The sequence below is a fragment of the Bacillus sp. 41-22 genome, from assembly GCF_025809295.1.
Lineage (GTDB): Bacteria > Bacillota > Bacilli > Bacillales > Bacillaceae_G > Bacillus_A > Bacillus_A mycoides.
In genome coordinates this window covers 1,518,272-1,542,302 of sequence record NZ_CP084035.1, presented here as the reverse complement: position 1 = coordinate 1,542,302, position 24,031 = coordinate 1,518,272, and the positions used below count along the sequence as shown (strand labels likewise).

Genomic DNA, 24,031 nt, shown 5'->3' with positions numbered 1-24,031 from the left:
ACATAGAAATACACGAAAAAAAATTTTCCTTTCGAAAAAGGAAAATTTTTTTCTATATTAATGACCTTAAATAACGTTTATCAATCGCTGTTTCATGTGAAAGAGCTGACAAATATTCTTCCTGCGCTTTTTGTATTCCATCTACAATTGCACCTTGACTATCCACTTCTTTTCCGAGCTCATCATACGTACGGTGAATAGCTTTTTGAATCATCGATAATTGGAAACTATCCATATCACTTCCTCCTTTACGCATTACATAATAGCCAGTATATGCGTGCTGGAGGAGTTTTATACTATGAATTACGCGGTGGACGCTTTCCGAAGTATTGATAGTAATCTGTACGGATAAATCCGTTAAACAGTTTACGCTTTTTCGATGCATCTTTCCCATAACATTTCTCAAATGCTTCATAACTTGTTAATAAATACATTGACCACGTATCTAATGGGCGGAATACCTCTCCCATTTCTTTATATAATTTTTCAACAAGCGCTCTTTCACTTAAACGTTCTCCGTATGGAGGATTCGTTACAACATAGCCATATTCCTCTTTTGTCGTGAAATCTTTTACTTGCATTTGTTTAAATGATATAAGATCCCCTAATCCAACTTCTTCTGCGTTATCTTGGGCAACTCTTATCATACGGTGATCGATATCTGATCCAATGATTTGCAATGGTTGATTATAATTAGCTAAATCTTCAGCTTCTTGACGAGCTTCGCGCCAATTTTGTTTACCAACCCAGCCCCATTCATCCGATGCAAAGCCTCGGTTAAATCCTGGTGCGATATTTTGTCCAATTAATGCAGCTTCAATTGGAATTGTACCAGATCCACAGAAAGGATCAACGAAAGGACGATCCGCCTTCCAGTTTGTTAACTTAATTAAAGACGCAGCTAATGTTTCTTTTAAAGGCGCTTCACCTTGCTCAAGACGGTATCCACGTTTATGAAGACCTACACCACTCGCATCGATTGTTAACGTCGCAATATCCTTGAGCATTGCAATTTCAATACGGAATAACGGTCCATCTTCTTCAAACCAAGTTGTGCGTCTATACGTTGTTTTTAATTTCTCAACAACAGCCTTTTTAACGATACGTTGGCAGTCTGAAACGCTAAATAATGTTGATTTCAAAGATTTCCCAATAACAGGAAATTCTCCGTTCTCTGGAATATAATCTCCCCAGTTTAACGCTTTTGTTTTTTCAAATAACTCATCGAATGTTGTTGCTTTAAATTCGCCGACTTTAATTTTCACACGGTCTGCAGTACGTAACCATAAATTCGTACGACAAATCGCTTTTTCATCCGCTTCAAACGTTACCTTTCCGTTTTCCACTTCACATTCATAACCAAGATCGCGAACTTCTCGGGCAACTAACGCTTCAATACCCATTGCCGCTGTTGCAATTAAAGTAACTTTTCCCATTTGCATTCACCTCTTATGTATAATCAAACAATAATTAATAACATGTTGTCCTATTAATTATCACATATTACGAAGAATATTCTCACTTACCATTTTAACTCACAACTTATAACTTCATACAAATAAAAAGCCCTCCTCTAACAAAGGAGAGCTGAGTTATTTCATAGTTGGTTCATAACGTTCTGTAAGCCATGTTCTGTTCCTTTGTACTGCAAACGGCCCACGCCTCGTACTCCGGTGGTAATCATCTATCTACAGGTTACGAAAACCTGTCCTTTTCCGTCGTTCATTTCCTTGGAAAAGATTCCCCTACCATTATTTGGGTTTCTCGCTCGTGGGGTTTACCTCGTTCCACTCCTATCATTTCTTCAAGGACTTCGTCACTGTGGCACTTTAAAGGTAGTCAAACCATATCCGAAAGGACTTAGGTTTTTTCCCTGCCGTTAAACCAGCCTTGCAGCCAGAATACCCTAGCTTATGACTTGGCTAGGCACGAACACTACAGCCATCTCAGGCCGTGCGAGCATGGACTTTCCTCTACAACGTTGGCGTTGCAGCGATTACCCAAACGTTATGACAAACATTAGTATAGTGGAAACAAAAAGATTTTGCAATGTTTTTTTCTATGTAAAATGCTTTAACCTTTTTGTTACCTTAATTTATTCGTATAACTTACTTCCAAATACAGCTTTTTCTAAATTAGATAGGCGTTTTAAAATATCCGTATTCGTATTGTTATACACTGGTTGTGCAACTGGTGTTTGTACCGGTTGTTGCGGAACTTGTGTTGCCGCTACTTTTTGTTCTTCTAATTCACGTTTCAAACGAGCATTTTGTTGTTTTAATTGATCAAATTCCTTATGAAAAGCTTCATAATCTTTAATAATCATATCAAGAAACTTATCTACTTCTTCTTGTTGATAACCTCTCATACCTGTTTTAAATTCTTTTTCTAAAATATCTTTCGCTGTTAATTTAATTTTATCCGAAATCATTTTCTTCACCTCAAATTTTTGCCAAAGCTTTCATTAACTAAATTTTTTCAGAAACAACGCCTTTTGTCAATCAAATATACGAGTACTATATTACATATTACTCTGCATTATTCCACTGTTCCTCTTCCATTATATCTTGTAAATCAGAAAAAAGAATGAAATAACTGTGATAATTTTCTATTTCTCCTTTTTTCTTAGCTGCTTCTACAATATATTTAGGGCTCCCAGACTTTTCTTCATCATATACAGCTAAAAGTGCATCGCTTTTTTCAATAAAAAATTGATTCTTTAATTTAAATTGCTCTGGGCTTTCGTACTTCCGTTTCGTAATACTATCAATATGATCTGCTTGTGAAAGAATAAATTCGTAATATTCACGGTTATCTTCCTTCCAATTTTCCTCTTGTTCTAAAAAAGGAGTAAATACAGCTAATTTTAAATTTGGATATTCTACTTGAATTTCAAAAACAACTTCAGCAGCCCATAGCTCTACTCCTAACTGACCACTTATAATAACCCACTCCAAACCTTCTTCTACAAAAACAGTTAATTTACGACGCAGCGCCTTTTTTATACACTCTACTCCTGGATGATCATTTTTAAATATTCCAAGTTCAAACGGCTTATATCCTGTTACAGCAACAACCTTCATATCAACACTCCAATTACAAAAAAAGAACTAGCATTTCGCTAGTTCTAACATATCATTTACTTTTTAAACATTCCACCAACGTTTGGTCCGATATTTGGTCCAAATGGTGATACATTCGGTCCTGGTCCATATGGTGATACGTTCGGTCCTGGTCCATATGGTGATACATTCGGTCCTGGTCCATATGGTGATATTTGATGCCCATGGTGATGATGGCCATGACCACATGGTCCACATCCGCCGCCAAATCCACCAACAGATCCTGGATCACCAGGGTCTACAACGTTTACGTTCGAGTTTGTTTGTGGGAAGAAGCTTTGATTTTTAATTTGTTGATGATGAACATGCGTTGTATGAGTTGGAAAAATGTGTGGCACCACCGTTGTTGAAAAAGAATGTGTTACGCATTGTTTCGTTGGGTGAATGACAGGAGCTGTCGTACAAATAGGTCCTACAGGCTTATGCCCTCCAAAGCAAGGATGACAATGATGCATAGTTTTTCTCTCCTCTCTCATTAAAAAAATCTGACTACACTTTACAATATGAGCGAGGGGCTAAAGCCGCTTGTTATATATACCCATTTATTTCATGGAAATTTGTCTAGTATCCAATTTCATACGTAATACCTATTATAGACAACCCCCTACTATTATTTACCAAAAAAGCCCCCGACTTGCTTAACAATCCCTGTTACTTGATTCATCGCGTTCATCATTTGTCCAGCCGTGTTCATCATTTTATTTACATCGTAGTTACCATCTGATGATTTAAATTGTGAAACAAAACTAGAAAACTGACTTGGTTGCTGTTGCTGTTGCTTTTGTTTATTCATCGTTGGATATGGTTGTTTTGGTGGATAAAACATAGCTTGTTGATTTACATATTGAGCTGGCGACATGTAGTTTTGTGAATTCATATACGCTTGCTGTGGTTGATTCGTATACATTTGCTGCGGCTGATTCATATGCGGTTGTTGCGACTGATCCATGTGCGGTTGTTGCGGTTGATTCATATACGCTTGTTGCGACTGATTCATGTGCGGTTGTTGCGGTTGATTCATATGCGCTTGCTGTGGTTGATTCGTATATGCTTGTTGCGGTTGATTCATATGCGCTTGCTGCGGTTGATTCCCAAAAGACACTTCAAATGGTTGATAATAATTTTGGTTTCCATAATGAGGCTCGAAAGGATACATATTATATCGCAAATATGTATCCTCATTATATTGGTACATATTTTGCTGTGCATATGGATTTGCTTGCTGATATACATTAGGTTGTTGAAACATGCATTCTCTCCTCCTTGGCATAAGTTTCTACATATAGAATATGTACCTATAAAATAAAATGTGTGACGGAGTACCTGTCTGTTTTTGTCGGAAGTTTAAATTTTTAAAAAAATTAGAAAGTAAACCCTTCCATGCTATGATAATAAGGAAGAAGATTCTCATGGGGAGGAATCAACATGGTATTAGGGGATTTAAAACAAGCGTTTTCTCAAAAAAAGGGGTATTACACAGAAAATTCGAATGAACTGTTAGACTTTGCAAGACATTGTTATCTTGAAGGAAAAGTATGCATATCAGATTACCGAACATTAATACGAGAGTTAGAAATAAACGGTGCAACAAAACCTACAACAGTGACAGAGGCATAAAAAAACAAGAGGGTTTTCCCTCTTGTTATTTACATTGATCTACGATATTTTGCAAAGTATACGAAATAGCTTGATGAGTTTCAAAGAAACGTTTGCCTTTTCCCTTATTAACAAAACATTGTAGCACATTAGTTTGTAAATTATCATACACTTGATCAATTTGTTGTACATGTATATACTTAGGTTGTTCTTCCTTTATCCACCTATAAGCTAATTCTTTCCACATCTCTAACTCCGCATCTACAATATCAACAAATGGCTTCATATCCTTATAAAAATCATATTCAGCCATCTCTCTTTTTTTCACATTCGCTTCATCATTATACTGCATTAACTTCTCCGAAGACTGGATTAATGCTTCATGTCCCATTTTGTTCCCACCTTATTATGCACTCACTACGACGTTTTGAAATGTCTTTACCCAGCTCCCTTTTTCTTCGTGATGCACTAATTTATTTTCCATATGTTCTATATGCATTTCTGTTATTTCTATCTTATTGCATATTTTTTCACCTTTATCCTTCAATGCATGATTCATTCTAATCCCAATCTTCATTTCCAGCAAATCGAGAGAACTTAACATTTGATCCATTTTTTTCATAACATCTTCCTTCTGAACCATCGCCATATTTAAAACGCCCCCTTCTTTGCCTTTCCTTTGTCATGTAATTTCGCCGATTGATTAATTACTCCTTCTCACATGACAAAACTAGTTGATATTCGTCAAAGAAATCATTTAGTATGCCATTATTAGAAATGGTAACAATACAAAAAGGAGGTGTATTACGATGGCAAAAAATAAAAACGAAAAAAAGAAAAAGCAAAACAAACAACAAAACCAACCTGAGACTGGTAATCCAAAGCTTGATGGTCCAAATTTCCCCGCTACATAAAGTGAAACTTTAATCAGTGGGGTTTTGTTCATCCCCCACTGATTATCAACCCGCACCAATCGGGTGTTTACGGACAGCTGGGCTTCCACCTACCTTCTTTGCTCCAGCCAAATTTTGAGGTGGGAGTTTTACTGTCCGCAAATAGCGGGATAAAATGACACTTTAACCAAAGTGGCTTTTACAAACAACTATTTTCTAGTCTATCTTACCTCTTCGCTTTCGATAAATGTTGAAGTTAAAGTCGTACTGCCGACAAATAACCGATTAGAAAGTAACTTGTTGTAGAGCTTATTACTTTTAATAAAGAAGTCCCGCCTTAATTTAAGAAGGCGGGACTTCTTTATTATATCATGAACTCATCTATTCTTTTAACAAAACTACTTAATATAGAAAGAGTATGTATTTGCTCCCTCTTCTTTCTATACCATTCTGTTATATTAATTTCTCCCTTAGGTTTTTCAAGTAAAAATAATGAATCTATTTCCAACCCTTCACTAAACCAATCTTTTTCAATTAATTTTTCATGAGTGACAATAGAATACACTTCCCGAAGAGCCGGCGTACATGATTTTCTAATTCCCCTTATATTACATTCATAATCCATTCTTGACCCTGTATGCCTAGTTTGCACTGCAAATTTATAAAAAGAAGACTTATACTTTGAATGAAATAGTAACCAAGCCAATTGCTTGCCCAGTTCTATACGTTTTTGCAACGTTTCAAATTGATAAACTGAAAATCCATACATTCCCCCTTCCACCGTTGGAAAAATAACTGCACTAACATGAAATATTTCTTGAAATTTGAACAGTGCAGTATCAAATACGTGTTTTTGAAAGTATGCATTCTCAATTACTGGTTTTTGAATTTTATTTTGTTCATTAATAATAAGTGCCGTCATAAGCCTATTTATATCTTTTTCCTCCCAAAACGCGACCCATTCTTTTTCCATAAAAATTGATATGTTGAAAAATTGTAACAAATGGAAGAGCGGCGCACATCTCTTTTTACTTTCCTCATACAGTAATAGTTGAGGAAATGCATCTAAGAAAATGAGCCAATTGGCTTTCTCATACAAAAGAAATAATCGTCTCTTAACTGTTTGAGATAAAAGATTAGAATAATATTCTCCTTCTAAATCTGTCATGTTCCATCCCCCATTCCTTGAAACCATACTCGCTAAAAAAGACCATCTAATTTCTCTATTTCTCAAATAATATTCTTGGTAAGATTGTGTACGTGAAATATTATCTACGTTAGCTACATCCGTTCTCTCCTTAATAGTAAGAACTATAACTTTTTCCTCTTCTGTACAAAAAATATCATTACGGTTCTGTTTAATTTTTTCATAGTCATTCCATCGAAACATGAGTAAGTCACCATACCTTTCTTGAAAAAGGTCACATCTTTTTTCATTTTTTGATATAATCACCTTTGTAAGTAATTCTTATCAAGTTGGGAGTGGACAAAATATGACCATTCGTTACCCAAATGGAAAAAGGTACGATCAAGCTTCACAACCTCATAAAACACCAATAAAAAAACATACTTACAGTAATAGAGGTATGTCCCTTGAAGAGGAATTGAATGAAACCAATCAATATTACTTAACCCATAATATTGCATGCGTACATAAAAAACCTACACCTCTTCAAATTGTAAAAGTAGATTACCCCGCTCGAAGTGCTGCAGTGGTAAAAGAAGCGTATTTCAAACAACCTTCTACAACAGATTACAACGGTGTATACAAAGGGAAATACATCGATTTTGAAGCGAAAGAAACTAAAAATAAAACCAGTTTTCCACTTCAAAACTTCCACCTTCATCAAATTGAACATATGAAGCAAGTAGTCGCTCATAATGGAATTGCATTTGTTATTATTAAATTTACACTTTTTGATGAATTTTATTTATTAGATGCAAAACATATTATTGCATTTTGGAATCGTCAAAATACTGGTGGACGTAAATCGATTACAAAACAAGAAATAGAAGAGCATGGGTCTTTATTATCATGCGGTTATCACCCTCGAATTGATTATATCCGCGTACTAGACACGGTTTATTTTTCGTGATAGAGTCATCACTAAGGCTCTTTTTTCGACTTTTGGGGGAGAGAATGAAAGGTAGGAGAAAGTATAATGTCAGATAATTATCGTTCTCGTACAGAACGAAATCATGTAAAAAATCAAACGAAAGAAACAAATAATAAAGAAGAAAAACCAAAGAAAAAAGGTTCCTTTTTCAAGAGATTTCTTATAGGTTGTCTACTTCTTGGTATCGTCGGTCTCGTAGCTGGCGTTTCGGCCTTCTTTGTTATGGTAAAGGACGCTCCAAAACTAGACAAATCAAAGCTAGTCAATCCTTTATCAACAAAATTCCTTGATAAAAACGGGAATTTCTTCTATGAATACGGTGCTGAAAAACGAACCCATGTTACATACGATCAAATTCCAAAAGTAATTGAAAGTGCATTCCTTGCGACTGAGGATGCTCGTTTCTACGATCATAATGGAATTGATTTTAGACGTACTGGAATGGCAGTCATGGAAAATGTCACTGGTGGTTTTGGATCACAAGGTGGTAGTACGATTACACAGCAAGTAGTTAAAAACTATTTTCTAACGATGGACAAAACTGCAAAAAGAAAAGTGCAGGAATGGTACTTATCTTATAAGTTAGAGCAACAGTACTCAAAACATGAAATTTTAGAAATGTACTTAAATAAGATTAACCTCGGTAATCGCTCTTACGGTATTTCAACAGCAGCAAAAAAATATTACGGCAAAGATTTAAAAGACATACAACTACACGAAGCTGCAATGCTCGCTGGTTTACCCCAAGGTCCTAACATTTATGATCCAACAAAACCAGATAACGTTGATAGAGCAACGAAACGTCGTAATATCGTATTAACATTAATGAACCGACACGGGTATATAACGAAACAAGAAATGAATGACGCAATGCAAATCTCTGTAACACAAGGACTTCTTCCATCTTCAGAAGTGACTGAAATGAAGTATCAAGCATTTATAGATGCTGCTGTAAAGGAAGTTGAAAAAGAATACCCTGATGTAAATATCGGTTCAGATGGTTTAACGATTCATACAACACTTGATCAAGATGCTCAAGATTACGCTGAGAAAATTATGGATGGCAATCTCATTAAATATCCAAACGATCAGTTCCAAGGATCATTTGTATTTATGGATACACAGTCTGGAGAAGTTCGAGCAATTGGTGCTGGGCGTAAAGAAAGTAAGTCTACTTTCAAAGGTCATAATATGGCAGTTGATTTAAAACGCCAAGTTGGTTCAACAATGAAACCAATTTTCGACTATGGTCCAGCAATTGAGAATCTTCAATGGTCTACTTATCATCAATTAAATGACTCTGAATATACTTACTCTGATGGCACAAAGATTAAAAATGCTACAGGTAATTTTAAAGGTGACGTTTCACTTCGTGAAGCATTGAAGAAGTCATTAAACATCCCGGCTTTAAAAACAGCTCAAGCAGTCGGTATTCCTAAGGCACAAGAGTTTGCTGAAGGTTTAGGAATGACGTTTAAAGATGGGAAAGCATATGAATCTACTGCAATCGGTAGTAATGAAGGCTCTCCGTTAGATGTCGCTGGAGCTTATGCAACATTTGGAAATGACGGTGTATACAATAAACCTCATTTCGTTAAAGAAGTTATTTTCCCAGATGGAAAAAAGAAAAGCTTTAAACCGAAAGAACAGCGTGCAATGCACGACTATACAGCTTACATGGTTACTGACGTTCTTCGTGACGTAGTAAAACCTGGTTCTGGCGGTACAGGGTCAACAGCATATGTTTCTGGATTCGACGTTGCTGGTAAAACAGGAACACAAAACTTTGATAAATCTGTTATTAAAAAATACGGTATTCCAGCAGATGCCAACAGAGATAGTTGGTTCGCAGGATATACACCACAATATACAATGGCTGTATGGACTGGTTATGAAAAAGATAGCCCAGAAAATTACATTAGCGATCGTTCTACTAGAATTGCTCAGCAAATGTTCCAAGCAATGATGAGCAAATTTGCTACGGATAAATCTCGTTTCGAGCGCCCTTCTTCTGTACAAGAATTAAATGGAGAACTGTACATTAAAGGTGCGAAAAAAGATGCAGTTAAAGAAATTAAAGTAGATCCACCTAGTGGCCTTAATGTCGCTTTCGATGGCGCTAGCACAGTGACACTGAACTGGTCTGGACCATCATCAAATGTTGATGCATACGCAGCAAGCTATAAAGCTACTGACGGTTCTAGTGGTAGCTTATCAGTAAGCGGTACGACAGCTACTCTTGGTGGTATTAAACCAGGTGTTACTTACAGTTTCTCTGTAGTAGCGAAAAAGGGTACTGGAACAAGCCCTGCAGTTGGTGCATCCTTCACTGCCCCTGGCGGAACTCCAGATGCGAAAAAAGCTGACGAAGAGGCTAAGAAGAAGGCTGACGAAGAGGCCCTGAAAAAGGCCAATGAAGATAAACTAAAACAAGAAGAAGCTAAGAAAAAAGCTGATGAAGATCAGCGTAAACAGCAAGAACAACAACAACAACAACAACAACAACAACAAGAACAACAACGTAAACAACAAGAACAACAGCAGCAACAAGAACAACAACGTAAACAGCAAGAAGAAGCTCAAAAGAAAGCCGCTGACGAAGAGGCTAAGAAGAAAGCTGACGAAGAAGCTAAGAGAAAAGCCGACGAAGAAGCTAAAAGAAAAGCTGACGAAGAAGCTAGAAAAAAAGCTGAAGAGCAACAACAGCAACAAAATACCGGAGGAGATATACCTCACGCGGACGGAAATGTTGTTACAACAGAGTCTTAATAAACAAAAAAAGAAGTCGGTTTCTCTTAATGAGAAATCGACTTCTTTTTTGTTATCATTTTCTTTACATATAGCTTTTCTATTTCGATATACAACTGTACTAATTGAATATACGAATGGTAATTACTCGGTTTCTTTATAATAAATGAATATCGCTCCATAAAATTAACAGGTTGTACTTCCAATTTATTCGTATTTACTTGCATCTCATTCAAACTATGAACAGGCTGCTCATTTAACCAATATATAACCGATAGAAAGTGCGCTGCAAAAAGAATCATCGGACCCTCAGCTTCTTGTTTTTTTCTGTTCCGAAATAGTATAGCAATTTCTTCATGCTTGCTTTTCCATATATTTAACACCGCTGGAATACTTGTTTCAATTTCATTCCATGGCTCATATTTTCTTTCAATATCAAATATAAAGTAAGTATTTTGTATTATTTCTTCAAAAGATTGGTCTGTGTGATACGTAATCGAATTTGCACTCTCTTTAAAAAATGGTACGCACCGAAACTCTTTCGGTATTTCTATAACTCGCTCCATCCTTTATTTCCCCTTCATTCGTTTCTTTCCTTCGCGACATATTTCTAGTAATCGACACTCTTCACATTGTGGTCGCTGCGCCTTACAGTAATAACGTCCGAAGAAAATCATACGGTGGTGTGTAACTCCCCACTCGTCCATTGGAATCTTCTTCATCAATGTCTTTTCCACTTCTAACACAGAATCTTTCCATCTACAAATTGCTAACCGTTTACTCACTCTCTCTACATGCGTATCAACAGCAATCGCTGGAATCCCAAATGCTACCGAAACAACTACATTCGCTGTCTTTCTCCCTACTCCTGGTAATTTCGTCAGCTCATCACGGTCTTCTGGAACTTTCCCGTTATAATCATCTAGTAACATCCGGCACAATTTTTGAATATTTTTCGCCTTATTTCTAAACAATCCAATGGAACGTATATCTTGTTGTAATTCTTCTAAAGACACACTTAAATAATCTTCTGGTGTTTTATATTTTTGAAATAAGTTTTTCGTCACTTTATTCACAAGTGCATCTGTACATTGCGCAGATAATGCCACTGCGATTACAAGTTCAAATGGATTATCATGAATTAATTCACAATGCGCTTCTGGATACATATCCGCCATTGTATCTAAACAATAACGAATTTGCGTTTTGTTCAACATATCTTTCCTCCTACACTACTGCTCCAACCAATTATAAAAAGGCACTTTCCCAGTAAATTTCGTCTCTTGTTTTGTCGTTTGCTGTGTGCGTTGTTGATTCGCTCTAAATTTCTGGCCTTGATTTTGCGCTTGATCTACCGTTTTAATTCCGTTCTTTTTCCACTCAAACAAAATACGATCAATATACCGGAAATTAAGTTTACCACTCATAACAGCTTCACGAAGAGCCGCTTGAATTAAATTCGGATGGTGTTGATCTTGATCTTCCCACATCCCTAATGTTTCACATTCAAATGGCGAAAGTGGTCTTCCGAATTCTTTTTCAAATACTGTATATAAATTTACTTGAATTTGCTTTTGTTCTTTTTGCTCTTCCTCTATAGATTCATTCATTAAAAAGTGCAATATTTTTTCCCACAGTGGTTGTAAAGAATAACTTTCACACATCATCGCTTCAGATCTTCGTCCACCTTCTAGTGCTAAAAAACCTTTTTGGATTAAAGTCTGAATCACTTCCATGCATTTCATTTCTGTTATCGTCATCCGTTCTGAAATCTCTGAAGGAGTCGGGAACGAATTACCTGATTCTAAAAATGTGTGTACATGAAGTACTACCATAAATTCCGTCTCATTTAAACCTAGCTTTTTATAATGCATCATAAGCAATTTAGGAATCGCTATGCTTCCCTGTTCAAACCATTGTAACATCATTTTCTTTTTCATCACCAAACACCTCGTTCTCTAGTATAACACACCTTTAGCCATTTCTTTTTGCCACAATTCGTCAAAAAAACCTCCCTATATATAGGGAGGTTTTTTGCCATTTACTACAAGAAACAGACGATTAAGCCTGTACTTTACTTTTCATGAACGTATGAATTCGTTCTAATGCTTTCTCAACTTGCTCAAGAGATGTCGCATACGATAATCGAACGTTATTTGGTGCACCAAATCCTGTACCTGGAACAAGAGCCACCTTTTCTTCTTCTAATAATGCTTTTGCCCACTCATCAACTGTATCATACCCAGCTAACGCTACGGCTTCTTTTACATTTGGGAATAAGTAAAAAGCACCTTGTGGCTTAATGCAAGTGAAACCAGGAATTTGAATTAATTTATCATAAATAATGTTCAATCTTTCTTCAAACGCTTGACGCATTGTTTCTACAGGTTCTTGTGAGCCTGCATACGCAGCAATTGCACCGTATTGAGCAATTGAAGTAGGGTTTGACGTACTATGACTCGCTAAGTTCGTCATCGCTTTAATAAGCTGCCTATTTCCTGCTGCATATCCAATACGCCAACCTGTCATAGAATGTGATTTAGATACACCATTAATAATAAGTGTTTGTTCTTTTAATACATTAGAAAGCTGGGCAATTGAAGTATATTCCGCGTCACCATAAATTAATTTTTCATAAATCTCATCTGAAACGATTAAGATATCATGCTCTAAACATACTTCTCCAAGCTGTTGTAATTCTTCTTTGCTGTAAATCATCCCTGTTGGATTGCTCGGTGAATTAATAATAACAGCTTTCGTTTTCTCTGTAATTGCCTCACGCAGCTGCTTTGCTGTAATTTTGTACTCATTGCCTTCTAGACCTTCTACATAAACTGGCTTACCACCAGCAAGCTTTACTTGCTCAGGATAACTTACCCAATAAGGAGTTGGGATGATAACTTCATCTCCTTCATCAAGTAACACTTGGAATAATGTATATAATGCATGCTTGGCACCATTACATACAATAATTTCAGATGGATCATACGCAATTCCTTGATCACGAGTAAACTTCTTCACAATTTCTTGTTTTAACGCTTGTAATCCACCTGTTGGTGTATATTTCGTATGTCCTTCTAACATCGCTTTATGCGCAGCATCCATAATATGTTTTGGCGTATTAAAGTCAGGTTCTCCTGCTCCTAATCCAATTACATCATGACCTTCTGCTTTTAATGCTTGTGCCTTTGCTGTAATTTCTAAAGTTGCAGATGGTGTTAAAGCAGCTACTCGCTTTGCTAATTTCATTTGTAGTTCCCCCTACATCTATTTTTCAATGCTGTAGTGTCCAGCATAAACCCCATTTTGAAACTCTAAATAGTAATACGTATAACGATCTTCCTGATCAATATATGTAATTTCCCACAATGGAATATCGTTTTGAGCACCTAATTTTACTTTTATAATTTCTTTTGGTTTCGGCTTCGGCTCAGCACCTTCTCCTGTAGCTTGTTCAGCCAATTTTTGCAAAGCTTCTTTTTTAGAAATACCTTCGCTCTTTTTCTTCACAAGGACATTTCCTTTTTTATCAGGCACCCAAACGATAAGTTGTTCTCCTTTTTCATCTGTACCTTGTACGACTGTATATGAAGATTTTCCATTATAATAATCAACAGTATTTACCTTTGTAAGCTTTGCCTTTTCTTTCGCAATTTCTACAGACTTTGACTCTTTTGGAATTTTCTTTTCCATCGCTTTATTATAAACATATGCCCCATATATTCCGCTAGCAACGATAACGATAATGATTGTAAAGATCCACTTTTTCATTGTATCACTACGTTCTGTAAATCGTAAATACAGCTGTTTCTTTATCTTTTTCGTCTAATGCTAATCCGAACATGAGGTCCTGCTCTTTTAACGTACGATTCAAACCATCAACAATTTTATACAAGTCAGACGAATATTTAATACGCGTCGTTGATAGGACTTCGATTTTCTTATCCATGAAAAAACTCCTCCGTTACACAAAAATTTCTAATTATAGAAGAACGCAATGCGGTTACAATAAGAGTACATTCTTTACAACCCCTGCTTCATCACCCATCTATTATAGCAGGACATGTACAGCAAAAAAAGGTTTCAAATCGAAAAGCAATATATTTTGTATACAAGAAGTAAGAAAAATAAAATTCCTCCTACCCACATTTTTTACGCCTGAAGTTTAAATGTACTTCAGGCGTATTTTTCTTCCAATTTTATTCATTTGACGATTCTTCTAACTGTACTAACAATTCTTCTAACGGTCCTTCATAGAGCGGTACAGTTGGGATTGATTGTAAAAATCGTTTTCCATAGGAAGAACTTGTCAAACGACGATCTAATACAAATACAGTTCCCGTATCTGTATTTGTTCTAATAAGACGGCCAAACCCTTGTTTGAAACGCAAGATTGCTTGTGGGAGCGCCAACTTATCAAATACGTCTTCTCCTTGATTTTTTAACCACTCTCCTTTTGCTTCCATCATCGGCTGATGAGGAGGGGTAAAAGGCAGACGGACAATGACAAGACAACTCAGAGCATCTCCAGGTATATCTATCCCTTCCCAAAAACTACTTGTTCCTAACAAAATCGATTTGTCGAACTCCTGGAATTTTCGGATTAGACGACTTCGGCTCTTATTATTCACACTTTGCGTTAATAATAAATATCCTTCTAATGTCTCATCATTTTTCAAATTCGCATACGCTTCTTTCAACATTTCATACGAAGTGAATAAAACGAGCATTCTACCTTTTGTAGCTTTCGCTATTTTCGCAATATGTGCCGATATAGACTCAATATATTCTTCATTACTTGCTTTCTTAATAAAAGGTACATCCGTTGAAACCATTAATTTCATTTGCTCTTCAAAACGGAATGGTGATGGAACCTTTAATGTATTGGGAGCAAAATCATGTAAACCTAGCTCCTCTTTTATATAGTCGAATGAATCATTAACTGTTAACGTTGCTGATGTGAAAATAACACTCTTTTTCTGGGTTAAAAATTCATCAGCAAATCTTTCACCAATATGAACAGGCTGCGCATATAGAACTGTTGAATGAATCGTTCCCTTCGTTTCAGTCTCCATCCATGTCACGTATGAATTTTTTTCTAAAATGAGTAATTGTAAAGATTGTGCCATCTTTCTCAACAACTCAATTAAATGCATATATTCACCTGTAACGACATGCATCTCCCATTCTAATTTACTTTGCAATATTTCAGCTTGCTTCTCAAGTGTAGTCAATAACTTTCTTACATCATACACAAATCGATTTGTTAACTCGGTAATGCTATCCCATAACTTACCTTTCTCTACTTCCGTGTTATATCGATAAATGAGTGGCATATTGCTCATCCCTTGTTCCTGCTTTGTTTGTTTAAATACGAAAGTCCGTAACATTTGAAATAGTTCATCCGCATCAAATTTCAATTCCTTCAAACTATGACTCACCATACGGAAAGTCGAACGCGATGCTTGCTCTGATTTTTTCATCATTTTATATACTTTAGAAAGTACATCATCTGTTTCTAGCGTACCAAGACGAGATAAAGCTAATTGAAAATACATGCATGAGAACTGTTCACCTAATGTTCTACTCGCCGCTTCCTCGATATGATGAGCTTCATCAAAAATAATATGTTCACATGAAGCAAATAGTGGTTCTTCACTTGAAAAATCTTGAAATAATAACGCATGATTTGTAATAACGATATCTGCAAATAATGCTTTATTCTTTGCTCTTTGATAAAAACAACGACTATACCAGTTGCTTTGCATCCCGCCTGGACTATGTACATCACTACAAATACGGTTCCAAAGTAACTTGCCGCCCTCAGGAATATTTAATTCATCACGATCGCCAGTTTCCGTTTGCAATAACCACACTAAAATTTTTGCCTTTGTGAGCGCCATATCATAATTTTTCTCTTCCTCTTGCAAAGCATATTCAAATTTGTGTAGACAAAGGTAATGCTTTCTTCCTTTCAGAAGAGCTACTTCAAATGAAAATGGCATTATTTTCTTTAATAAAGGAATTTCTTTTTCTAGTATTTGTTGTTGCAATTGTACAGTTTGTGTACTTATAATGACAGGCTCTTCTTTTTTCTTTGCGAAATAAATACTTGGAAGTAAATATGCAAGCGTCTTCCCCGTACCTGTTCCTGCTTCAATCAGTGAAAACCTAGAATCTCTTAGCGCTGTATATATTTCCTTCATCATAATTTGTTGGCTTTCTCTTTTTTCAAACTTTGGCATATTCAATTCAAGTTTATCGATTGTCTTATGTAAGAAAGCATCAAATTTAGATGAGTATGTTTCACTGAGGCTTAAAGAATAATTCCGCTTTCGAAGCGCAATATTTCGATACACCTCACACTCCTCTGCCTCTTCTTTACCATGCATCATTTTCTTTAAAATATTTTCAGAAAGTACATCAGCTATATCACTTTGGAAAACATCACTTAATTCATAAAGCGATTGTAATGTGACAAGTGGTAACTTTTCAATTTCACTTAAAAATTGTAAAAACAACTCCGCTGTTGCAAGAGCATCACTATCCGCACGATGTGGTTGATCGTGCTCTAGTTCATGCTGCTTAGCTAAATCACGTAATTTATAACTATCAGCTGTTGGCAAAAGAATTTGCGCCAATTCAACTGTATCAATTTTAGGACAATGTACTTCTGTATATCCAGCCTGCCTTAATTCTTCATTTAAAAAATTCCAATCAAAGTGAACGTTATGTGCAACAAAAGCCGCACCTTGTAATAGCTCAACAATCATCGGGGCTACATCTCGAAATAACGGGGCTTGTTTTACAAGATTTTCATCAATCCCAGTTAATTCTGTAATAAATAGGGGAATCTCTCTCTTCGGATTAATAAAAGATGAAAAAATCTCTAATATCTCTCCATCTTCCACTACAACAGCTGCAATTTGGGTGATTTTATCCTTCCCATCTTTCCAGGAGTTCCCTGTCGTCTCTAAATCAACAACGACATAACGCTTACTCATATATGTAACACCTCAATTTCTTACCTATCAAACACAAAAATTATATAATGTTACTATACCACGTTTTACCTCATCTTAATGAAAAGATGCACAAAAAAGCTATCTCCTTAATTAGAGATAGCCTTCCTACTTATAATATCGTGCCAGCTTTTTCAGCACCTAACATTTCAATAATTTGATTATCATCGTCTAATACTGCAATTTTCGGCTCTTGTTTATGAATATTTTCTTCTGCCACTAAACCATAGCAAATAATAATAACTTTATCACCCGGTTGTACAAGCCTTGCAGCTGCACCATTTAAACACACAACACCGCTACCGCGCTCTCCTTTAATAACATATGTCTCTAAGCGAGCTCCATTGTTGTTATTTACAATTTGTACTTTTTCATTTTCTACAATATTTACCGCATCCATTAAATCTTCATCAATTGTAATACTACCTACATAATTTAAATTTGCTTCTGTTACAGTTGCACGATGTAACTTCGCTCTCATCATTGTGCGAAACATAGATGCTCCCCCTTATTTCCCCATTAATGTTATATTGTCAATTAATCGTACATTTTCAAACTTAACCGCAATCGCTAAAATGATTCTTCCTTCAATTTTATTTATTGCTTTTAATGAAGGATATGCATATAAATCAGCATAATCTACAGTGCCTTTCGTATACTTCTCAATATGCTCTTTCACAAGATTCATAATGATTTCCGGATTACGTTCGCCTGCCTCAATTCGTTCTTTCGCTATACATAGACTGCCGTATAAATGAGGAGCCTCTTCACGTTCTTCTAGTGATAAATACACATTACGAGAACTTTTCGCTAATCCATCTTCTTCCCTTACAATATCAACTGGTACGATCGTAACGGGAATATTAAAATCAGTTACGAATCCTTCAATTACAGCTACTTGCTGTGCATCTTTCATACCGAAATAAGCACGCGTTGGCAATGTAATATTAAATAGTTTCATTAGTACAGTCGCAACACCAGCGAAATGACCAGGTCTTTGTTTGCCACATAATACGTCGGTACGCTTCACAACTTCTACTGTTGTCGTTTGTTCTGCTGGATACATCTCTTCTACACTCGGATAAAATAAATAATCAACACCATTTTCTTTTGCTACATTTTCATCTCTATCAATATCACGTGGGTATCGATCTAAATCTTCATTTGGTCCAAATTGTAGTGGATTTACAAATACACTTAAAACTACAATTTCATTTTCTTCCCTTGCCTTACGTAGTAACGTAGCATGCCCTTCGTGTAAATACCCCATCGTTGGAACAAAACCGATACTTTTTCCACTTGTACGAAGTTCGTTTGTAATTTGCTGCATCTCTTGCACTGTAGTTATGATTTTCATTATTGTTTTCCTCCGTATAACGCTAAGCACTCTTCCTCTTTCATTGTGAATGAATGTTTTTCTTCAGGAAATTGCCCTGTCTTTACTTCAGTAACGTATTGCGAAATCCCTCGCACAATCTCCTCTTGAACAGACGTATATTGCTTCACAAATTTCGGAACACGATTTACGCCGTACGAGATAAGATCGTGGTATACAAGAACTTGCCCATCTACTTTTTGTCCTGCTCCAATTCCGATTGTAGGAATTGTTAACTGCTCTGAAATAATTTCTGCTAATTGCATTGGCACACATTCTAGCACAAGTGCTATCGCACCAGCTTCCTCACATTTCTTTGCATCTTCTATTAATTTTTTTGCACTTTCAGCATCTTTCCCTTGTACTTTATACCCACCTAGCACTCCTACAGATTGAGGAGTTAAACCTAAATGCGCCACAACGGGAATTCCCGCATTCGTTAAGTAGTGAATAGTTGATATAACTTCTCCAGCACCTTCTACCTTTAATGCATGTGCCCCGCTCTCTTGAACAATGCGACGTGCATTAATCATCGTATCTTGCGATGAGACATGATAAGACATAAATGGCATATCAGTTACAATAAACGTCTCTTTCGCTCCGCGGCGTACAGCTTTCGTATGATGAATCATATCCTCTACTGTTACTGGAACTGTTGAATCATACCCAAGTACAACCATTCCTAGAGAATCACCCACTAAAATCATATCGACTTTAGCTTCTTCTGCTAATTTAGCAGATGGATAATCATACGCCGTTAGCATTGTAATCGGCTCACCTTGCTCTTTCATTTTCAAAAAATCTGTTTTTGTTTTCAAAAACTACTCCTCCTTTATGCAGGAGAGAGGAGATGGCCGAAATCATATAAAAAACCCCTCTGGCCATAAAAGGGCAGAAGGGTTGTGTGTTAGTCGGCATTATTCATCCCTCTGTCCCAGTCCGTTATTGGATCAAGGCAGAATCCAAATTATTATTTTTTCATACTGCGTAAAATAATGGTGCAGTTCGCTTTGATACTGCCCATATTCGAAATAATTATAGCAAACTCTGAAAAGGAATTGCTACATTTTTTCGAAAAAATAATTTTTTATCCCTATTATGGTATGTGAAATTTATTAGTATCTAAATGACAAAAAGAAGCTCCAAAATAGGAACTTCTTTTACTTAATTTCTATATCAGCAGAATGAATGTGGTGCACTTGTCCTTGATGATCCTCAAGTAACAATACACCATCCTCCGTAATTCCTTTTGCTAGCCCATTAATAGTTTCCTTCATCGTTCGAGCTGTAATTTCTTTTCCGATACTTACTGCGTAACTTTCCCAAAGAATTTTAATAACAGAGAAGCCATTTTTTAAATACTCTTCATACAATTTCTCTAGTTGCAAGAAAATTTGTTGCATAAGTTCCGCACGAACAATCGGCTTACCCGATTCAATTGCTAATGAAGTTGCAATTTGCTGAATTTCCTCATCAAAATGTTCTTGTTTCTGATTTGCATTAATGCCAATTCCCATAATAACAGCATTAATTTTATCTGGATCAGCTTGCATCTCCGTTAATATACCGACAGCTTTTTTACCTTGAATTAAAATATCATTCGGCCATTTAATCCCTACGTTTACACCGGTACATTTTTCAATTGCTTGCGCTACGCTAACAGCTGCTAATAAAGTAAGCTGTGGTGCATGATGAACTGGAATCGAGGGACGCAAAATAATACTCATCCAAATTCCTGTTCCTTTTGGGGAATACCATTTTCTACTTAAACGTCCTCTACCTGCTGTTTGTTCTTCAGCAACGACAATTGTTCCCTCTTCTGCGCCTTCATAAGCAAGTCTCGCTGCAATATGCTGAGTAGACTCAACCGATTCTTCAAAATAAACCGTTCTACCGATACGCTCTGTTTGTAATCCTAATTGAATCTCATTCGCAGTTACTTTATCTGGTTTACTAGCAATTCGGTACCCTAAGCGGCGTACAGCTTCTAGTTCATACCCTTCATTACGAAGGTCCTCCATATGCTTCCATACAGCGGTTCTCGAACAACCAAGTTTGTCACTAAGTATTTGACCAGATACAAATGCACCATCTGCTTCAGAAAAAACTTGTAATAACTGCTTTCTTATAGTAGATTGCATCTTTGTAGCCACTCCCTTATATCCTCTTTCTTATTAACTAAATCTCCTTGTACGATTGCTTCTTCAATATTTTGAAGCATTTCGGCAACCCACGGACCTGGCTTTTTATCTGTCCAGCTTAATAAATCATTACCAGTCACATTCATTTCTTGACGATTTTTTATCGGCAATGCATGAAATAATGATTGTACTTGCTTAACAGACGCACTATTATAACTTTCTATTATCGCTTCATATACTCTTTCCGCCATCTCAGCGATGCGAATCCCAGTTTTATAAAGAAGGATTGTATCCCACTCCTTCTCCTTTCTAGAACGAATTGCTAATAAAACCGCTACGATATCTTTAATCTTTTTATTCGAGAACTTCCATTGACGCAAAAAGACAGATGGATGCTCTTCTCCGATACAATATAAGAAAAATGCCCACGCCTCAACGTCTGTTTCGAAAGAATCCCATTTATACTGCGTAGCTTTCAAGAGTCTTTCTTCTGACATTTGCAAATATGGCAGATGAGAAAATAGCTTAGTTTCTACTAACTCTTGAAGACCATTCACACAATATGTACCGGTCAACAATTTTTCAAATTCAACTGTAATTCTTTCAATCGCTATATGTTCGAGCAAATGCCCATACGTTTCAATTGCTTGTTTCGTCTTTATTTCCAAAGAGAAACCTAACGTACTTACGAACCGAATACCACGCATCATTCGCAGTGCATCTTCTTGAAAACGGTCTGCAGCATCTCCAACCGTTGTAATTTCCTTCAGACGAATCGCTTCTTTCCCAGCAAATAAATCAACCATTTCGCCTTCCTCTGTCATTGCAATTGCATTCATCGTGAAATCACGTCGTTTTAAATCCTCTTCTAATGAACGGACAAATTGAACACTACTAGGTCTTCGAAAATCTTCATATTCGCTTTCTGTTCGAAAAGTAGTTACCTCATACGGTTCACCATTTTCTACAACAATTACAGTTCCATGCTCAAGACCAACCGGAACATGTCTTGGGAAAATAGCCATTACTTCTTCTGGTAAAGCAGATGTTGCGATATCGATATCTCCAATCGGTCTATCGATAATAAGATCGCGTACACTTCCACCAACGAAGTAAGCCTCATGTCCGTGCTGTTTTAACATCTCAATAATTGAACTAGCTTTTTTAAATCTTTCCATTCTTGTCATCCCTTAGTATGTCATAATAAATCGCCTCATACTGTGAAACGATTTTTTCCGAACGAAACTGCTCATATACAGATTTCATCGCTCGCTCTCCCATATTACGGTGAAGTTCTTCATTTTCTAGTAGCTGAATTGCTTGCTTAGCTATTCCGTCTGTATCTCCAACTTCACATATATATCCTGTTTCACCATGTTGAATGACCTCTGGAATGCCCCCAACCCTCGTTCCGATACTAGGCACACCACACGCCATCGCTTCTAATATAACAAGACCAAAACTTTCCTTTTCTGATAAAAGTAGCATTAAATCACTCATCGCAAGAAGCTCTGCAACATTATCTTGCTTTCCTAGGAATAAGACACGTTCCTCAATATGTAAACTTTTCACCAATTGTAAAATAGTACAGAACTCTGGTCCATCACCAACAAGAAGCAATTTCGCATCTACTTCCTTTACAATTTTGGCAAATGACTGCACAACATCCTGTACACGCTTAACCTTTCGGAAATTTGAAATATGAATCAACACTTTTTCATTTTCTCGTATACCATATTCTTTTTTTAATTGAGACATATCACGTTTGAAATAAACACGTTCATCTACAAAATTGTATACCGTCTCAATTTCTTTATCTGGTTTTACAAGTTCATTTGTTTCTTCAATTAACGAATGTGACACAGCTGTAACAACATCAGATTGTTCAATACCAAAGCGAATTAAATTATTTAACGAAGGGTCGGAACCTAACACAGTAATATCCGTTCCATGTAAGGTCGTAACAATTTTAATACGCTCCCCAATCATTTGTTTTGCTAAATATGCACAAATAGCATGCGGGATTGCATAATGCACATGTAAAATATCAAGGTTTTCTCTTTGAGCAACCTCTGCCATTTTACTCGCTAATGCTAAATCGTAAGGTGGATATTGAAAAACAGAATATTGATTTACTGTTACTTCGTGAAAATAAATGTTCGGGTACACTTTATTCAACCGAAATGGTACACCCGATGTAATAAAATGAATTTCATGCCCGCGTTCCGCCAATTGCTTTCCTAACTCTGTCCCAACAACCCCAGAACCACCTACAGAAGGATAACATGTAATACCTATTTTCAATTTCATTTACATCCCCCTATTAAATCAGCATGTAATAAAACCGGTTTCTTACTCATAAATCCTTCGGCATACAGCACTCCAACTTCTTTCCCAAACATCTTCTCCCGAGCGATTACAGTTTCAACGTATCCTTCGGTTAATGGCGTCTTAACACCATCACTCCCTGTTGAAAACTGACTTTCATACGCTTCTAACGCTTCCACCTTTTTAGAAAGGTATTCACTAATATCTATACAAAAATTCGGTTTATGAAAACCATTAATCATATAATTATAAAACGACTCTACACGGTGCGGCGGAAGTTCAGGCATATATTTACGAATTCCCGCTGAAAAGATAGCTTCTTCCACAAGTTTCGCGCAATTAGCATGGTCTGGATGACGATCTTCGTAATATGGTGCGAAAATTAGTGTTGGTTTATATGTACGAATAATCTTTACAATTTCACGTATATATTCTTCTTTCATATACAAACCACGGTCTGGCATTGCTAAATTAATTCTCGTTTTTACTCCCATAATACGAGCTGCAGCCTTTGCTTCTTCTTTTCTTAGTTCTACCGTTCCATTTGAAGAAAGATCAGCTTCTGTTAAATCGCAAATGCCTACTTCATATCCTTGCTTCGTATACTTTGCAATGGTACCTGCCATGCCGATTTCAACATCATCGGCATGAGCACCAAACGCTAATATATGTAATCCACTCATAATTGT

The 24,031-nt window shown here is 36.4% G+C and carries 27 protein-coding genes and 1 other RNA gene; 4 read left to right on the top strand and 24 right to left on the bottom strand.

Annotation, left to right across the window (positions count from 1 at the left end; all coding sequences use genetic code 11):
- Positions 1-52: 52 nt before the first annotated feature.
- From LCF45_RS07950 to LCF45_RS07920, 7 genes are all read right to left on the bottom strand, one after another.
- Positions 53-235, bottom strand: a complete 183-nt coding sequence (locus tag LCF45_RS07950; RefSeq protein WP_002126488.1) for a DUF3921 domain-containing protein — start codon at positions 233-235, stop codon at positions 53-55.
- A 61-nt stretch (positions 236-296) separates the two neighbouring features.
- Complete coding sequence (locus LCF45_RS07945; RefSeq protein ID WP_002011868.1) at positions 297-1,436, bottom strand: THUMP domain-containing class I SAM-dependent RNA methyltransferase; 1,140 nt, start codon at positions 1,434-1,436, stop codon at positions 297-299.
- 180 nt (positions 1,437-1,616) lie between these two features.
- Positions 1,617-2,008: RNase P RNA component class B (rnpB, locus tag LCF45_RS07940), an RNA gene on the bottom strand.
- An 87-nt stretch (positions 2,009-2,095) separates the two neighbouring features.
- Positions 2,096-2,431: a cell division regulator GpsB gene (gene gpsB, locus LCF45_RS07935; RefSeq protein WP_000622426.1), complete on the bottom strand. Its 336-nt coding sequence runs from the start codon at positions 2,429-2,431 to the stop codon at positions 2,096-2,098.
- A gap of 97 nt (positions 2,432-2,528) precedes the next feature.
- Positions 2,529-3,083: an SLOG family protein gene (locus tag LCF45_RS07930; protein WP_002030808.1), complete on the bottom strand. Its 555-nt coding sequence runs from the start codon at positions 3,081-3,083 to the stop codon at positions 2,529-2,531.
- A 56-nt stretch (positions 3,084-3,139) separates the two neighbouring features.
- Entirely contained in the window at positions 3,140-3,577 is a 438-nt protein-coding gene (locus LCF45_RS07925; RefSeq protein ID WP_078206304.1) for a CotD family spore coat protein, read from the bottom strand.
- Between the two features lie 155 nt (positions 3,578-3,732).
- Positions 3,733-4,371 (bottom strand): YppG family protein, encoded by a 639-nt coding sequence (locus LCF45_RS07920; RefSeq protein WP_002086577.1) that lies wholly within the window; start codon positions 4,369-4,371, stop codon positions 3,733-3,735.
- 176 nt (positions 4,372-4,547) lie between these two features.
- Here LCF45_RS07920 and LCF45_RS07915 point away from each other — a divergent pair, with 176 nt between their 5' ends.
- A complete protein-coding gene (locus tag LCF45_RS07915) occupies positions 4,548-4,739 on the top strand; it encodes a YppF family protein (protein ID WP_002030817.1) in 192 nt (63 codons plus the stop codon).
- A gap of 25 nt (positions 4,740-4,764) precedes the next feature.
- Here the strand turns inward: LCF45_RS07915 and LCF45_RS07910 are convergent, their stop codons facing one another.
- Entirely contained in the window at positions 4,765-5,109 is a 345-nt protein-coding gene (locus LCF45_RS07910; RefSeq protein ID WP_002126482.1) for a YppE family protein, read from the bottom strand.
- A gap of 15 nt (positions 5,110-5,124) precedes the next feature.
- Positions 5,125-5,367 (bottom strand): hypothetical protein, encoded by a 243-nt coding sequence (locus tag LCF45_RS07905; RefSeq protein ID WP_002011865.1) that lies wholly within the window; start codon positions 5,365-5,367, stop codon positions 5,125-5,127.
- Positions 5,368-5,485: 118 nt separating this feature from the next.
- On the opposite strand from LCF45_RS07905, the gene LCF45_RS27030 reads away from it, so the two are divergent.
- Positions 5,486-5,632, top strand: coding sequence for a phage portal protein (locus LCF45_RS27030; RefSeq protein WP_307838604.1), 147 nt, complete (start codon positions 5,486-5,488; stop codon positions 5,630-5,632).
- A 343-nt stretch (positions 5,633-5,975) separates the two neighbouring features.
- Here the strand turns inward: LCF45_RS27030 and LCF45_RS07900 are convergent, their stop codons facing one another.
- On the bottom strand, positions 5,976-7,001 hold the full coding sequence (locus tag LCF45_RS07900) for a DUF2515 domain-containing protein (protein WP_078203020.1): 1,026 nt from the start codon (positions 6,999-7,001) through the stop codon (positions 5,976-5,978).
- Positions 7,002-7,104: 103 nt separating this feature from the next.
- Here LCF45_RS07900 and recU point away from each other — a divergent pair, with 103 nt between their 5' ends.
- Complete coding sequence (gene recU, locus LCF45_RS07895) at positions 7,105-7,707, top strand: Holliday junction resolvase RecU (protein WP_000155584.1); 603 nt, start codon at positions 7,105-7,107, stop codon at positions 7,705-7,707.
- Positions 7,708-7,773: 66 nt separating this feature from the next.
- Positions 7,774-10,497, top strand: a complete 2,724-nt coding sequence (locus LCF45_RS07890; protein ID WP_254841765.1) for a PBP1A family penicillin-binding protein — start codon at positions 7,774-7,776, stop codon at positions 10,495-10,497.
- Positions 10,498-10,523: 26 nt separating this feature from the next.
- On the opposite strand, the gene LCF45_RS07885 is transcribed toward LCF45_RS07890, so the two are convergent.
- From LCF45_RS07885 to bshB1, 14 genes are all read right to left on the bottom strand, one after another.
- The gene (locus LCF45_RS07885; RefSeq protein ID WP_002086586.1) at positions 10,524-11,042 is read right to left on the bottom strand and encodes a YpoC family protein; all 519 of its coding nucleotides are present in this window, start codon (positions 11,040-11,042) and stop codon (positions 10,524-10,526) included.
- A 3-nt stretch (positions 11,043-11,045) separates the two neighbouring features.
- Positions 11,046-11,693: an endonuclease III gene (nth, locus tag LCF45_RS07880; RefSeq protein ID WP_000933020.1), complete on the bottom strand. Its 648-nt coding sequence runs from the start codon at positions 11,691-11,693 to the stop codon at positions 11,046-11,048.
- Between the two features lie 15 nt (positions 11,694-11,708).
- Positions 11,709-12,416, bottom strand: a complete 708-nt coding sequence (gene dnaD / locus LCF45_RS07875; RefSeq protein WP_000728546.1) for a DNA replication protein DnaD — start codon at positions 12,414-12,416, stop codon at positions 11,709-11,711.
- A 121-nt stretch (positions 12,417-12,537) separates the two neighbouring features.
- Positions 12,538-13,725 (bottom strand): aspartate transaminase AspB, encoded by a 1,188-nt coding sequence (gene aspB / locus LCF45_RS07870; RefSeq protein WP_263894732.1) that lies wholly within the window; start codon positions 13,723-13,725, stop codon positions 12,538-12,540.
- 18 nt (positions 13,726-13,743) lie between these two features.
- Positions 13,744-14,247 (bottom strand): cell wall elongation regulator TseB-like domain-containing protein, encoded by a 504-nt coding sequence (locus tag LCF45_RS07865; protein WP_002086588.1) that lies wholly within the window; start codon positions 14,245-14,247, stop codon positions 13,744-13,746.
- A gap of 7 nt (positions 14,248-14,254) precedes the next feature.
- A complete protein-coding gene (locus LCF45_RS07860) occupies positions 14,255-14,425 on the bottom strand; it encodes a YpmA family protein (protein WP_002086589.1) in 171 nt (56 codons plus the stop codon).
- A 250-nt stretch (positions 14,426-14,675) separates the two neighbouring features.
- The gene (dinG, locus tag LCF45_RS07855; protein WP_263894731.1) at positions 14,676-17,480 is read right to left on the bottom strand and encodes an ATP-dependent DNA helicase DinG; all 2,805 of its coding nucleotides are present in this window, start codon (positions 17,478-17,480) and stop codon (positions 14,676-14,678) included.
- A 130-nt stretch (positions 17,481-17,610) separates the two neighbouring features.
- Positions 17,611-17,994 carry an aspartate 1-decarboxylase gene (gene panD / locus LCF45_RS07850; protein WP_000490176.1) on the bottom strand — a complete coding sequence of 128 codons (384 nt, stop codon included), beginning with the start codon at positions 17,992-17,994 and terminating at the stop codon, positions 17,611-17,613.
- A 12-nt stretch (positions 17,995-18,006) separates the two neighbouring features.
- On the bottom strand, positions 18,007-18,855 hold the full coding sequence (gene panC, locus LCF45_RS07845) for a pantoate--beta-alanine ligase (protein ID WP_002126472.1): 849 nt from the start codon (positions 18,853-18,855) through the stop codon (positions 18,007-18,009).
- The gene (gene panB, locus LCF45_RS07840; RefSeq protein WP_002126469.1) at positions 18,855-19,691 is read right to left on the bottom strand and encodes a 3-methyl-2-oxobutanoate hydroxymethyltransferase; all 837 of its coding nucleotides are present in this window, start codon (positions 19,689-19,691) and stop codon (positions 18,855-18,857) included. Before panB ends, panC begins: the two co-directional genes overlap by 1 nt.
- Positions 19,692-20,033: 342 nt before the next feature.
- Positions 20,034-21,014 carry a biotin--[acetyl-CoA-carboxylase] ligase gene (locus LCF45_RS07835; protein WP_002086594.1) on the bottom strand — a complete coding sequence of 327 codons (981 nt, stop codon included), beginning with the start codon at positions 21,012-21,014 and terminating at the stop codon, positions 20,034-20,036.
- Entirely contained in the window at positions 20,999-22,192 is a 1,194-nt protein-coding gene (locus tag LCF45_RS07830) for a CCA tRNA nucleotidyltransferase (protein ID WP_002086595.1), read from the bottom strand. The genes LCF45_RS07835 and LCF45_RS07830 overlap by 16 nt, the downstream gene beginning before the upstream one ends.
- Complete coding sequence (gene bshA / locus LCF45_RS07825; RefSeq protein ID WP_002086596.1) at positions 22,179-23,324, bottom strand: N-acetyl-alpha-D-glucosaminyl L-malate synthase BshA; 1,146 nt, start codon at positions 23,322-23,324, stop codon at positions 22,179-22,181. Before bshA ends, LCF45_RS07830 begins: the two co-directional genes overlap by 14 nt.
- A complete protein-coding gene (bshB1, locus tag LCF45_RS07820) occupies positions 23,321-24,025 on the bottom strand; it encodes a bacillithiol biosynthesis deacetylase BshB1 (protein WP_002011848.1) in 705 nt (234 codons plus the stop codon). Before bshB1 ends, bshA begins: the two co-directional genes overlap by 4 nt.
- Positions 24,026-24,031: the final 6 nt, after the last annotated feature.

Bases quoted from the DNA above. Each gene is read 5' to 3' on its own strand.
- LCF45_RS07950 (WP_002126488.1), bottom strand. From the start codon at position 235: ATGGATAGTTTCCAATTATCGATGATTCAAAAAGCTATTCACCGTACG.
- LCF45_RS07945 (WP_002011868.1), bottom strand. From the start codon at position 1,436: ATGGGAAAAGTTACTTTAATTGCAACAGCGGCAATGGGTATTGAAGCG.
- gpsB (WP_000622426.1), bottom strand. From the start codon at position 2,431: ATGATTTCGGATAAAATTAAATTAACAGCGAAAGATATTTTAGAAAAA.
- LCF45_RS07930 (WP_002030808.1), bottom strand. From the start codon at position 3,083: ATGAAGGTTGTTGCTGTAACAGGATATAAGCCGTTTGAACTTGGAATA.
- LCF45_RS07925 (WP_078206304.1), bottom strand. From the start codon at position 3,577: ATGCATCATTGTCATCCTTGCTTTGGAGGGCATAAGCCTGTAGGACCT.
- LCF45_RS07920 (WP_002086577.1), bottom strand. From the start codon at position 4,371: ATGTTTCAACAACCTAATGTATATCAGCAAGCAAATCCATATGCACAG.
- LCF45_RS07915 (WP_002030817.1), top strand. From the start codon at position 4,548: ATGGTATTAGGGGATTTAAAACAAGCGTTTTCTCAAAAAAAGGGGTAT.
- LCF45_RS07910 (WP_002126482.1), bottom strand. From the start codon at position 5,109: ATGGGACATGAAGCATTAATCCAGTCTTCGGAGAAGTTAATGCAGTAT.
- LCF45_RS07905 (WP_002011865.1), bottom strand. From the start codon at position 5,367: ATGGCGATGGTTCAGAAGGAAGATGTTATGAAAAAAATGGATCAAATG.
- LCF45_RS07900 (WP_078203020.1), bottom strand. From the start codon at position 7,001: ATGTTTCGATGGAATGACTATGAAAAAATTAAACAGAACCGTAATGAT.
- recU (WP_000155584.1), top strand. From the start codon at position 7,105: ATGACCATTCGTTACCCAAATGGAAAAAGGTACGATCAAGCTTCACAA.
- LCF45_RS07890 (WP_254841765.1), top strand. From the start codon at position 7,774: ATGTCAGATAATTATCGTTCTCGTACAGAACGAAATCATGTAAAAAAT.
- LCF45_RS07885 (WP_002086586.1), bottom strand. From the start codon at position 11,042: ATGGAGCGAGTTATAGAAATACCGAAAGAGTTTCGGTGCGTACCATTT.
- nth (WP_000933020.1), bottom strand. From the start codon at position 11,693: ATGTTGAACAAAACGCAAATTCGTTATTGTTTAGATACAATGGCGGAT.
- dnaD (WP_000728546.1), bottom strand. From the start codon at position 12,416: ATGAAAAAGAAAATGATGTTACAATGGTTTGAACAGGGAAGCATAGCG.
- aspB (WP_263894732.1), bottom strand. From the start codon at position 13,725: ATGAAATTAGCAAAGCGAGTAGCTGCTTTAACACCATCTGCAACTTTA.
- LCF45_RS07865 (WP_002086588.1), bottom strand. From the start codon at position 14,247: ATGAAAAAGTGGATCTTTACAATCATTATCGTTATCGTTGCTAGCGGA.
- LCF45_RS07860 (WP_002086589.1), bottom strand. From the start codon at position 14,425: ATGGATAAGAAAATCGAAGTCCTATCAACGACGCGTATTAAATATTCG.
- dinG (WP_263894731.1), bottom strand. From the start codon at position 17,480: ATGAGTAAGCGTTATGTCGTTGTTGATTTAGAGACGACAGGGAACTCC.
- panD (WP_000490176.1), bottom strand. From the start codon at position 17,994: ATGTTTCGCACAATGATGAGAGCGAAGTTACATCGTGCAACTGTAACA.
- panC (WP_002126472.1), bottom strand. From the start codon at position 18,855: ATGAAAATCATAACTACAGTGCAAGAGATGCAGCAAATTACAAACGAA.
- LCF45_RS07835 (WP_002086594.1), bottom strand. From the start codon at position 21,014: ATGCAATCTACTATAAGAAAGCAGTTATTACAAGTTTTTTCTGAAGCA.
- LCF45_RS07830 (WP_002086595.1), bottom strand. From the start codon at position 22,192: ATGGAAAGATTTAAAAAAGCTAGTTCAATTATTGAGATGTTAAAACAG.
- bshA (WP_002086596.1), bottom strand. From the start codon at position 23,324: ATGAAATTGAAAATAGGTATTACATGTTATCCTTCTGTAGGTGGTTCT.
- bshB1 (WP_002011848.1), bottom strand. From the start codon at position 24,025: ATGAGTGGATTACATATATTAGCGTTTGGTGCTCATGCCGATGATGTT.